The following is a 10,251-nucleotide window of genomic DNA, read 5'->3' as shown; positions in this document are numbered from 1 at the left end:
AACAAAATGGCGTGATGCGCCGTCAGCGCCCGACCCGATTCAGAGATGATACGCGGCTCCGGCAGCCCCTCCTGGCGCGACACATCGGCCAGCGTGGCAACGATGGCATGGGCATAGTCGGAGACATGATAGTTCGTGGAGCAGTATGCGCGGGAGTGCGTCCCTTCATAGTCCACACCCAGCCCGCCGCCCACATCCACCACCTCCAGGGCCGCGCCCAGGTGTCGCAATTCCGCATACAGGCGGGCGCATTCGCGCATGCCGCCTTTGATGAACTGAATATTGGGAATCTGGGAGCCGAGATGGAAGTGCAGCAATTGCAGACTATCCAGCGCATTTTCTGCCCGTAGGCGGTGGACGAGTTCCAGGATGTCCGCCGTAGACAGGCCGAATTTAGACTTTTCACCACCGGTATTTTGCCACTTGCCGGAACCGGCGGATGCCAGCCGCGCGCGCACCCCGATCCGGGGTTTGACGCCGAGCTTGCGAGCCTCATTCAGGATCAGAGGCAATTCCGAGGGTTTTTCCACCACCAGGTAGACCTGCATGCCCAGCTTCTCACCCGTCAGGGCCAGGCGAATATACTCGTTGTCTTTGTAACCATTGCAGATGATGGTGCCGCCCACCGGCATCAGTCCGATGACCGCCAGCAACTCCGGTTTGCTACCCGCCTCCAGACCGACGCTACCCGCACCGGCACGCAAAATTTCTTCGACGACGCGCCGTTGCTGATTGACCTTGATCGGATAAACGGGGGTGTAGCTACCGCTATAGTTGAGGGCGCGGATAGCCTCACCAAACGCGCTGTGCAGGCGCGCAACTCGATCGCCCAGAATCTGCGGAAAACGCAGAAGGCAGGGTAAAGCGAGGGAATGCTCACCCAGTGCCGCCGCGACATCGGCCAGCCCAATAGCGGCACCCTGCGGGTTGGCATCGGGACGGACGATGATCTGTCCGTCCGCTCCGACATCGAAATACCCCTCGCCCCAATGCGGCAAGTTATACAGATGGCGACTATCCGCGACCGACCATGTCATGTGTTCACTCCCCTGATGCCCTGCGCGCAGTCTAAGGGCTCAGCAGGTCAGTAGACAAGGGGATCACAAGGCATCATTAGCAAAATCCGCCAAACGCGAACGCTCACCGCGACGCAGGGTGACATGTCCGCTGTAGGCCCAGTCCTTGAAGCGATCCACCACATAGGTCAATCCTGAGGTGGTTTCCGTCAGGTAGGGCGTGTCGATCTGCGCAATATTGCCCAGGCAGACAATTTTGGTCCCCGGACCGGCACGGGTGATCAGGGTTTTCATTTCCTTGGAGGTCAGATTCTGTGCCTCGTCGATAATGACGAACTTCTCCAGAAAGGTGCGCCCACGCATAAAGCTCATGGATTTGACGCGAATCCGCTTATTGATCAGATCCTGCGTCGCACTGCGTCCCCAACTGCCGCCATCATCACTGCCGCGCGCCAGAATTTCCAGATTATCCTCCAGCGCCCCCATCCACGGCAGCATTTTCTCTTCCTCCGTGCCGGGCAGGAAGCCAATCTCATCACCCACCGGCACGGTCGCACGGGTAATGATCACTTCCGAGTAGCGCTTCTGCTCAAAAATCTGATGCAGCGCTGCCGCCAGCGTCAGCAGCGTCTTACCGGTACCGGCGTGCCCCAGCAAGGTGACAAAATCGATGTCCGGATCCAGCAGTAGATTCAGGGCAAAATTCTGTTCCGGATTGCGCGCCAAAATGCCCCAGACTGCATGTCGGTCGCTTCGATAGTCGGTTATGCGCTCGATAATGGCGTGTTCCGGATGCACTTCGCGGACAATCGCCGCGAAGTCTTCGGCCACCCCTGCCTGTGTATTGATCGCGATAAACTGATTGGGATGCCAGCGCTGAATGGCCGGGCCGCTGATTTTGTAATAACTCCGTCCGCTTTCCTGCCAGGCGTCCAGATCGCGACTATGCAGATCCCAGAAATCGGCACTCAGCGTCTCAGTACCGGTGTAGAGCAGGTCCACATCGTCCAGAGCACGATCGTTCTGGTAATCCTCCACCCGGATCCCGAGGGTGCGCCCCTTGATGCGCAGATTGATATCTTTGCTGACGAGAATCACGTCTTTTTCGGGATGACGATTCTGTAAGGCCAGAGTCACGGCGAGGATTTCATTGTCCGCCTTACCACCGGCCAGATCTTCAGGCAGCGCCTGCTGATGTGCGGCAGTCTGGAAATAAAGTCGCCCCTGCGCATAAGGCAGCACCAAACCACGATCCAGATCAGCGGTATCCGTCAGCATCTCGTCCAGATAACGGCTGACCTGACGCACATTACGCGCTTGCTCACTCAGACCTTTTTTGTGCTGATCCAGCTCCTCCAGAACGACCATCGGCAGCAAGATGTCGTGTTCCTGGAAGCGGAATAGCGCTGAGGGATCGTGCATCAGCACGTTGGTATCCAGAATGTAGAGACGCGCCCTCACCGGGCTTGAACCCCCCGCTTCCTGGCGACTCATGGCAATTGCTTGACGATGTCTAAGATGGCGGCGGCATGTCCGGCGGCCTTCACTTTGCGCTCGACGTAGGCGATTTTACCTTCCCGGTCGATCACGAAAGTGCTGCGTTCAACGCCAATGCTCACCTTGCCGTAATTGTTCTTCTCCTTGAGTACATTAAAGGCCTTGCAGAGTGCTTCATCCGTGTCGACCAGGAGCGGAAAAGGGAAGTTAAACTTGCAGGAAAACTTTTCATGGCTGGCCAGCGTATCCCGGGAAACACCGAGAATTTCCGCGCCAGCAGCCTGGAATTCCGGGTAGAGTGCCGTGAACTCCTGCCCCTCTGTCGTACAACCCGGCGTGTCATCCTTGGGGTAAAAATAGATCACTACGACCGTTCCACGCAGGTCATCGATGCTGATGGAGGATGCCTTACCATAGGCTGCGGCATGAAACTGAGGTACAGGTTGACCGATGGTGATGACTTCTGGGGACATGAGGAACTCCTGAATGGGCCTGGCTGAAAATCTAGCGCGGCAGATGGGGCGCTGTCCAGGGAAGTAACGCAGGGCCATTGCTTGCGCCCTCCCGGCCTTCTGCTCTAGCATGACTTTATGGCGCATTTATCACTCCATCCCACCCTCACGGCGGAAGTTTCCGATGCCGAGGCGGCGCAGCGTCTCCGCGCTATCGGGCAACGCATCACGCGTTTACGGGTAGCAGTCTTCAAAACACTGCTGGCAGCCGAGCAACCACTCAGTCATCCCGAGGTGCAGCAGCGCCTGGAAGCATCGGAGACGGGTGCGATTGACCGCGTCAGTCTCTACCGTAATCTGGAGTGGCTGGTACAAAACGGACTCGCCCACCGAGTCACAACAGACGACCGGATCTGGCGCTTTAGCGCCCGCCGTGAAGAAACAGCCACCCAACACCCGCATTTCCATTGTGTCTCTTGCGGCCAGGTGTTTTGCCTGCCTGAAAGTAGTGTGCCGGTGCCCCGGCTGCCCGTCGACTATTCTATGACTGAAATGGAGTTGGTGGTCAACGGGGTTTGCGCCCGGTGTGGGAAGGAACCGCCGCAAAAAACCAGCCGACACTGATCGTACCCGGTTTATTTTTCTCGATAAAAAAGTCATTGCCTCCGGAATGGTTTTCCATCCGGTCGCATTGCCTTATAATACGACGTGCCACGCCTCGCCCACCACCCTTATGAAAGGAACTGAGAGTACCATGCGCCGTCTGCCCTATGATGATTACAACAAGAAAGAAATGATTCTGCGTGACTTCCTCGCCATGGACAGAACGGTGTTTGCAGGTACGCGTACTTTCCTGGGGTATATTCGCGTGACCTTAACCCTAGTCATTGCCACGCTCATTTTTATTCGTATCTTCAATGGCCACCTTGAGGACCATATTTTCTATCTGGGTTTTATTCTCGCACTGATTATCTTGGCCGCAGGCATTTCTCTCTATTTGAAAATAAAAACTCACCATAAAGATTTACAGCGAATGGAAGCTTATGAGAAGATAGAGGATGATCTGCAATGAAATCTCGATTTTTATTCAACCATCTGGATGCGCATCGCGACTATTTTCATACTTATCCGAAAAGTAAATTGGTGCTCCGTGACTGGCTCGCACTGGACCGCACGGCAGCCGCCAACCGCCGGGTTTTCTATTCTTTTTTGCGCACCACGCTGGACTTGACCATAGCTGGTTTGATACTGATCCACTTCTTTAATTATCAAGCCATTATCGTTATCGGTGCGATATTTCTTTTGTTATCAGTGGTTGTGGGAAGCTTTAGCTACTTCCGATTTTTACGGGTTCAGAGTCACTACCATAAGTTTTTGCGAGAGTCTGGATCGTACTTTCCGCCTCTTCTGGCGCGCAAAGGCAACCATTCCTGATTCGATCCAGCACGCTTAATCTTCGAGTTCCTGTGCGTTAATTTTTGGCGCGTTCTGGAGTGATGGGCGTTTCCACTCGTAATTACTCGTATTGTCGCCCCGTTGCTCACACGCTTGATAGCGCTGATAGGCACTTACTTTTGCCAGCTCTCTCTGTAATTCCAGTTCGGCGCGGGCGAAATCCATAGGGGGAACAGCACCTTTCGCCAATGTGGCCTGGGCATCTTTAATGCGACTCTGTGTATCATGAAGGTCAATATCCATGATCCGCAGACTTGCATTGGCGAGTATGGTCACGGTATCGGGCTGAATCTCCAGCAGCCCGCCCTCCAAAAAAAGAATCTGTGTCCGACCATCGGCCTGGGTAATACGCAACTCTCCGGCGCGCAGCCCTGACAGCAGGGGCGCGTGTCCCGGCAGTATTCCAATCTCGCCCAGTTCCGCCGGCACTGCCGCAAAACGCGCCATACCGCTGTACACTTCGCCGTGGATATCAACCACGTTGATACGGAACGTTCTGTTCTGCTGCATATTTATTCCTTTTCTGAAAGCATCGCCAAAAATTGTGTTTCAGTAAGCTGTTTCAAGCCCAGCTTTGTAGCCTTTTCCGCCTTACTGCCCGCTTCTTTACCGACAATCACATAGTTTGTTTTAGCAGAAACGGCGCTACTGATTTTCCCGCCCGCGTTTTCTATGGCGGTTTTGGCCTCTTCCCGAGTCATACTGTCTAAAGATCCGGTGAGTACCAGGGTCATTCCCTGAAAACGTCCGCTTTTTTGCGGCTCGACGACATCCCAATCCAAACCGGCAATCCGCAACGCCGCGATCACGTCACGGTTATGGGACTGGGCAAAAAAATGTACGATAGATTCTGCCACTATGGGTCCCACATCGGGAATGTTCTGCAAAACCTCCGGCGTTGCGGCCAGTAAGGGTTCCAGGTCGCCAAAATAGGCTGCCAGAGATTTGGCCGTGCTTTCTCCCACCTGGCGAATACCCAGGGCGTAGAGGAAGCGAGGTAAGCTGGTATGGCGGGACTGCTCTATTTCCGCCAGCAATTTTTGGGCGGAGCGACTGGCCATGCGCTCCAATCCGCAAAGTGCGGCCTCATCCAGATGATAAATATCGGCTACGGAATGCACCAGACCACATTCGACCAGTTGCTGGACGAGCTTCTCGCCCAAGCCCCGGATATCCATGGCCTTGCGCGAGGCGAAGTGCTCGACAGCGCCCATCCGTTGGGCCGGGCAGTACAGCCCACCCATGCAGCGGTGCGCCGATTCGTTGGCCAGCCGCAGGACTTCCGAATCACAAACCGGACAACGCAACGGCATTTGCCAGGGTTGTGCCGTTGGTGGACGTTCCTCCTTGAGCACCATGACCACTTCCGGAATTACATCCCCGGCACGGCGCACCAGTACCGTGTCGCCCACGCGTATATCTTTACGATCCACCTCATCCTGATTATGCAAACTGGCACGGCTCACGGTCACGCCCCCCACTTGCACAGGCTGCAAGACAGCCACCGGAGTAATGACACCGGTGCGCCCCACGGAAGCCAGGATATCTTCGACCACGGTACGTTCTTCGTGCGCCGGAAATTTATAGGCAATGGCCCAACGCGGTGCGCGAGCGGTAAAGCCTAAGCGCTCCCTGTCCGTCAAATCATCGACTTTGAACACGAGACCGTCTATTTCAAAAGGCATGCCTTCGCGTAATTTCTGTATTTCATTGAAATAGCTTTCGCATTCCGTAAGATGGCGAACACTGCGCAAGTAAGGCGTCACTTCAAAACCCCAGACGGAGAGATTGTGCATCACCGCGCGGTGCGATTCTCCCAGTGGCATACTGCTTTCTCCCCATCCCCAGGGAAAGAACGCCAGGGGGCGTTTCGCTGTCACTTTGGAATCCAGTTGCCGCAGGCTGCCCGCTGCCGCATTGCGCGGATTGGCGAAGGGATTCTCGCCGGCGCGCAGGCGCTCTTCATTCAATCGCTGGAAAGCCGCCACGGGAATCACCACCTCCCCGCGTACCTCCAGCAGCTCCGGCCAGCCCTTGCCCGCCAGTTGCAGAGGAATGTTGCGGATGGTACGGACATTAACAGTAACCTCCTCACCGGTTTGACCATCTCCGCGGGTCCCGGCCTGCACCAGTTTGCCATCCAGGTAACGAATATTGACCGAGAGGCCATCAAATTTGGGCTCAGCGCTGAGCGGAACATCCTCGCGGCCAAGCCCCTTCTGCACACGTGCCAGCCAGTCGCCAAAACCACCCCGATCAAACACATTGTCGAGAGAGGTCATTGGTACGGTATAGCGTACTTCCGCAAACACCTCCAAGGGCGCTGCCCCTACCCTCTGGGTCGGCGAATCGGCACTTTGCCATTGCGGGTTGCGGTCCTCCAGACGGCGGAGTTCGCGCAGCCGTGCATCATATTCCGGATCACTCAGAGTCGGTGCATCTTGCTGGTAATACGCGTTATTGGCGGCCACCAATTCGGCACGCAACTGCTGGATACGCTTAAAGTCCGTAGGATTGCCCTGCACCACCATCCGCTCCTTGCTTTCGAGAATATACCCTGCGCATGCACCTAATTACGCCCAGTCCCTGGCAAATTATACCAGAAAGCACATTTGCGATATGCTGGCGCCGCATTTGCCATTGCCCAACTCACTGGACGGAGAACCTATGGCCCTCACTCTTTTTGATCTGGACAACACGCTGCTGTCTGGTGACTCTGATCATGCCTGGATGAAATTTCTCGGCAGTCGCGGCATTGTAGACGCCGAGTATTTCAATCGTCGCAATGACCAGTTTTACGCGGACTATATGGCGGGCACCCTGGATATTCAGGCTTTCCTGAATTTTCAGCTCACCCCTCTGGCTGCATACTCGCGTGCTCAGCTCAATGCCTGGCACCGGGAATATTTGCAGGAATGGGTGCTACCGATGATTTCGGATCGCGCCCGCGCCCTGATCGAGAATCATCGCCGACAAGGTGACCTGCTGGTCATCATCACCGCCACGAATCGTTTTGTGACGGCACCCATTGCTGAAGAACTGGGTATTGCGCATCTGCTCGCGACGGAGCCCGAAGAAACGGCGACAGGGGAATTTACCGGCCAGACGGTTGGCATCCCCTGTTTTCAGGCGGGCAAAGTACAATGCCTACGGGACTGGTTGCAGATACAGGGATTGGACTGGGAGTTCGCTCTGCAAAATAGCACTTTCTACAGTGACTCCCACAATGATCTGCCTTTACTGGAAACCGTCACCCACCCCGTCGCGGTTGACCCCGATCCGCGCCTGCGTGCCCTCGCCGAAGCCCGGGGTTGGCCTATTCTTTCGCTGCACCCGGCACCGGTCGAACAACACGCCTGAATACCGTTAAGATGCGCATTCGAGTCTGGAATCTGCCCCCCATCCCCACGCGGCTCCGTCACCATCGAATGCGTCGTCGCGCGCCGCCCGGCGAGTGATCCTGCAGCGCCAAGCAGCAGGGCGCCGGTGCAAACAGAGGTGACAAACCGCGCCGCCGACGCTTGGCGCTGCACCCATGCCTGTACTTCTTTATCGAGCAGCAAAAGGTTGATGCCGACGCCACCGGGAATGCAAAGCACATCCACCAGCGGCCCATCGCCCTGTGTCGTCGTCGGGTAAAAGCGCACACCAGTCGAACAGGCCACCAGCTCCCGGGTTTTCCAGAAAAGATGGATCTCGCCATCCGGTAGAGCGAAAAAAATCTCATAAGGACCCGCCAGATCCAGCTGTTGAATGCCCGGAAACACCAGAAAACCCACGGTAATCGTCATCCGGGATGGTCCTTTTTGCCATTTTTGCGGCTGGTCAGGATGTATTCAGCCATGGTCTCAGAGTCAGGCTGCTTTTGCTGCTCCAGGTGCGCGACGACACTGTCACGGTTGCACAGCGGCTGGTTCTGGCTGACCTTCCACTTACCGACCCAGCGGGAGATGGGGATTTCTATGCCCACCACCTGCCCAATGAGCCGCTCCGTAAAGTCCTGGGGCGCATCATCCACCTGCCAGGGCGGGGTAAAGCCATTCTCCTGCTGCGCGGTCAGGGCGACCATCTGGTTTCGCACCCAATCAGGATCGTTTCTGACGTGCAACGGACCCTGGGCATGGACAACGGCATAGTTCCAGGTAGGCACCACCTTGCCGGTTTCCGCCTTGGTGGCATACCAGGAAGGGCTGATGTAGTGTTGCGGCCCCTGAAAGATGACCAGCACCTCGCCGTCCGGGGATGCCTCCCGCCACAGCGGATTAGCGCGTGCCAAATGGCCTTGCAGCATCAGTTGCGGTCCTTCGCCGGGTACGAGGTACAACGCCTCCAGACCATTACCGCCCATACTGACCAGTGTCGCGAGGGGATAACGCTGAATCAATGCCCGCAGGATTTCTGGGCGGGTTTCTGCAAACGGGTCAGGGCAGTACATGGTCGGTCTCCGCGCTATTCAATGTTCGGCGCCGTAGGCTCGCTTACGCACAAATCAGTGGCGGGTGGGCAGGCGTCAATGGGATGGCTCCGATACTGCGATATGTTTTGCAGCTTCTCCATGGCGGCGATCAAATCCGGCCAGGGCTCTGCCCAAACCTCCGGATAGGTTTGCTCGCCGTTATAATCAATTGAGAAGGCCAGGTTCTCTTGTCCGGGCGTGAATTCACAGTGGATTCCGGGTTTGCTGTTGCCGCGCGCATCACAACGATACCAGCCCCAGTCGTCCAGCCAGACGGCGGTAAAGCCGTGTGTACAGTAGGGCGGATTGGGGCCGTCCAGCGTCAGTCGTTGATAACAGAATCCTGCAGGGATTTGGTTGGCGCGCCATAAGGCTACCAGCAGATGACTTTTCGCGGTGCATAGGCCAGTGCCTTGCTGCAACACATCCGACGCTGCGCAGGTCACTTCTTCCCGGTGAAAATCCATGCTGTGCTCAATGTGATCGCGTACCCATTCGAAGCAACGCCTGGCGGTTGCCGTTGGGTCGTCAGAGGACAGCGCGGACGCCAACTTGCGGATATCGGCATGCGCATAATCCACGGTGGCGCTTTCCATCAGGAAGTGCGGCGACGGCTGGGTATAGAATTTTGCGAGCTTCATAAATTTCCTGTTATTTCTGTGTGGGTTCGCGTAACACACGGATATCTGCCATATCCACCAGATTCCATTCCCCATTATTACGGTATAGGCGTTTATGCTGATTCGGGTAATCCGCGACATCCTGATCCAGTCGCTGACCGATAGCCAGGTACTCGAGTGTTTCCGTTCCATCGTTGATGATGCTGTGCGCGACTGTATGGCAAGGAAAACCGACGAAGTCACCTGGGGCGATGGGATACTGATCCCCTTCCATGGTGAGCATGCCCTTACCAGACAGCACGTACACGGCCTCTTCTTCATAATGATGCCGGTGGTACTCGGTACTTTCTTTACCCGGCTCTATCTGGATGAGATGTATACCCATGTGCCGGAGTCCTACCGCATCGCCCAAAGACTTATTGATACGAACGGCGCCGGGATTGAGATAATGGACCTTATGTTCGCCCTTCATCTGATCAATCTCCTGCGCGGTGAGCAGCAGTTTTCGGGTGTCCATGTCAGTACCGATCCTTGGAGATATCATCATGTACGTGGCCCATATGGTCATTTGCCTCCGCGCGATTCTTCAATGCCTGATTCATCGCATTAAAACCCGCTAAGGGATTCCATTGCGGATAGGCGGAGAAATCCATGAGGATCGACCACACACGCTCCGGTGATGCCGCAATATCAATCTGTGTCACGATCTGATGCATGGCTATCCTTCGTCGTTATGAAAAAAATCCCTCTATTCG

The 10,251-nt window shown here is 55.8% G+C and carries 13 protein-coding genes and 1 pseudogene; 4 read left to right on the top strand and 10 right to left on the bottom strand.

What is annotated here, in order from left to right; all coding sequences use genetic code 11:
• From speA to M7F93_RS09850, 3 genes are all read right to left on the bottom strand, one after another.
• Positions 1 to 1,037, bottom strand: a 1,037-nt coding sequence (speA, locus tag M7F93_RS09860; protein ID WP_298172702.1) for a biosynthetic arginine decarboxylase, incomplete at its 3' end; no start/stop codon positions are given.
• Between the two features lie 63 nt (positions 1,038 to 1,100).
• A complete protein-coding gene (locus M7F93_RS09855) occupies positions 1,101 to 2,510 on the bottom strand; it encodes a PhoH family protein (protein WP_298172699.1) in 1,410 nt (469 codons plus the stop codon).
• Complete coding sequence (locus M7F93_RS09850) at positions 2,507 to 3,112, bottom strand: peroxiredoxin (RefSeq protein ID WP_298172696.1); 606 nt, start codon at positions 3,110 to 3,112, stop codon at positions 2,507 to 2,509. Before M7F93_RS09850 ends, M7F93_RS09855 begins: the two co-directional genes overlap by 4 nt.
• On the opposite strand from M7F93_RS09850, the gene M7F93_RS09845 reads away from it, so the two are divergent.
• From M7F93_RS09845 to M7F93_RS09835, 3 genes are all read left to right on the top strand, one after another.
• Positions 3,104 to 3,589: a Fur family transcriptional regulator gene (locus M7F93_RS09845; RefSeq protein ID WP_298172693.1), complete on the top strand. Its 486-nt coding sequence runs from the start codon at positions 3,104 to 3,106 to the stop codon at positions 3,587 to 3,589. The two genes, M7F93_RS09850 and M7F93_RS09845, sit on opposite strands and share 9 nt — an antisense overlap.
• Positions 3,590 to 3,719: 130 nt before the next feature.
• Positions 3,720 to 4,037 (top strand): DUF202 domain-containing protein, encoded by a 318-nt coding sequence (locus M7F93_RS09840; protein ID WP_298172690.1) that lies wholly within the window; start codon positions 3,720 to 3,722, stop codon positions 4,035 to 4,037.
• A complete protein-coding gene (locus tag M7F93_RS09835) occupies positions 4,034 to 4,399 on the top strand; it encodes a DUF202 domain-containing protein (protein WP_298172686.1) in 366 nt (121 codons plus the stop codon). Before M7F93_RS09840 ends, M7F93_RS09835 begins: the two co-directional genes overlap by 4 nt.
• A 15-nt stretch (positions 4,400 to 4,414) precedes the next feature.
• Here the strand turns inward: M7F93_RS09835 and atpC are convergent, their stop codons facing one another.
• Together atpC and ligA are read right to left on the bottom strand one after the other, a co-directional pair.
• The gene (gene atpC / locus M7F93_RS09830; protein ID WP_298172684.1) at positions 4,415 to 4,930 is read right to left on the bottom strand and encodes an ATP synthase F1 subunit epsilon; all 516 of its coding nucleotides are present in this window, start codon (positions 4,928 to 4,930) and stop codon (positions 4,415 to 4,417) included.
• A gap of 2 nt (positions 4,931 to 4,932) precedes the next feature.
• Positions 4,933 to 6,951: an NAD-dependent DNA ligase LigA gene (ligA, locus tag M7F93_RS09825; protein WP_463670969.1), complete on the bottom strand. Its 2,019-nt coding sequence runs from the start codon at positions 6,949 to 6,951 to the stop codon at positions 4,933 to 4,935.
• A gap of 136 nt (positions 6,952 to 7,087) precedes the next feature.
• On the opposite strand from ligA, the gene M7F93_RS09820 reads away from it, so the two are divergent.
• Entirely contained in the window at positions 7,088 to 7,780 is a 693-nt protein-coding gene (locus tag M7F93_RS09820) for a histidinol-phosphatase (RefSeq protein WP_298172681.1), read from the top strand.
• 65 nt (positions 7,781 to 7,845) lie between these two features.
• Here M7F93_RS09820 and M7F93_RS09815 read toward each other — a convergent pair.
• The 5 genes and pseudogenes from M7F93_RS09815 to M7F93_RS09795 form a co-directional block, all read right to left on the bottom strand.
• Positions 7,846 to 8,211 (bottom strand): annotated as a pseudogene (locus tag M7F93_RS09815) (DJ-1/PfpI family protein); the annotation flags it as partial.
• Positions 8,208 to 8,855, bottom strand: coding sequence for an FMN-binding negative transcriptional regulator (locus M7F93_RS09810; protein WP_298172678.1), 648 nt, complete (start codon positions 8,853 to 8,855; stop codon positions 8,208 to 8,210). The gene M7F93_RS09810 and the pseudogene M7F93_RS09815, both read right to left, overlap by 4 nt.
• Before the next feature lie 14 nt (positions 8,856 to 8,869).
• Entirely contained in the window at positions 8,870 to 9,517 is a 648-nt protein-coding gene (locus tag M7F93_RS09805; protein WP_298172674.1) for a transglutaminase-like domain-containing protein, read from the bottom strand.
• Positions 9,518 to 9,527: 10 nt separating this feature from the next.
• A complete protein-coding gene (locus M7F93_RS09800) occupies positions 9,528 to 10,013 on the bottom strand; it encodes a cupin domain-containing protein (protein WP_298172671.1) in 486 nt (161 codons plus the stop codon).
• 1 nt (position 10,014) lies between these two features.
• Positions 10,015 to 10,212, bottom strand: coding sequence for an SRPBCC family protein (locus M7F93_RS09795; protein WP_298172668.1), 198 nt, complete (start codon positions 10,210 to 10,212; stop codon positions 10,015 to 10,017).
• Positions 10,213 to 10,251: the final 39 nt, after the last annotated feature.

It is taken from the genome of Acidithiobacillus sp. (assembly GCF_027322205.1).
Taxonomy (GTDB): Bacteria; Pseudomonadota; Gammaproteobacteria; order Acidithiobacillales; family Acidithiobacillaceae; genus Acidithiobacillus.
This window is presented reverse-complemented; position numbering and strand designations above follow the sequence as displayed.

Coding starts and splice junctions, on each gene's coding strand:
- ligA (WP_463670969.1), bottom strand. CDS start 6,951: ATGGTGGTGCAGGGCAATCCTACGGACTTTAAGCGTATCCAGCAGTTG.
- M7F93_RS09795 (WP_298172668.1), bottom strand. CDS start 10,212: ATGCATCAGATCGTGACACAGATTGATATTGCGGCATCACCGGAGCGT.
- M7F93_RS09850 (WP_298172696.1), bottom strand. CDS start 3,112: ATGCGCCATAAAGTCATGCTAGAGCAGAAGGCCGGGAGGGCGCAAGCA.
- M7F93_RS09820 (WP_298172681.1), top strand. CDS start 7,088: ATGGCCCTCACTCTTTTTGATCTGGACAACACGCTGCTGTCTGGTGAC.
- M7F93_RS09835 (WP_298172686.1), top strand. CDS start 4,034: ATGAAATCTCGATTTTTATTCAACCATCTGGATGCGCATCGCGACTAT.
- atpC (WP_298172684.1), bottom strand. CDS start 4,930: ATGCAGCAGAACAGAACGTTCCGTATCAACGTGGTTGATATCCACGGC.
- M7F93_RS09805 (WP_298172674.1), bottom strand. CDS start 9,517: ATGAAGCTCGCAAAATTCTATACCCAGCCGTCGCCGCACTTCCTGATG.
- M7F93_RS09840 (WP_298172690.1), top strand. CDS start 3,720: ATGCGCCGTCTGCCCTATGATGATTACAACAAGAAAGAAATGATTCTG.
- M7F93_RS09800 (WP_298172671.1), bottom strand. CDS start 10,013: ATGGACACCCGAAAACTGCTGCTCACCGCGCAGGAGATTGATCAGATG.
- M7F93_RS09845 (WP_298172693.1), top strand. CDS start 3,104: ATGGCGCATTTATCACTCCATCCCACCCTCACGGCGGAAGTTTCCGAT.
- M7F93_RS09855 (WP_298172699.1), bottom strand. CDS start 2,510: ATGAGTCGCCAGGAAGCGGGGGGTTCAAGCCCGGTGAGGGCGCGTCTC.
- M7F93_RS09810 (WP_298172678.1), bottom strand. CDS start 8,855: ATGTACTGCCCTGACCCGTTTGCAGAAACCCGCCCAGAAATCCTGCGG.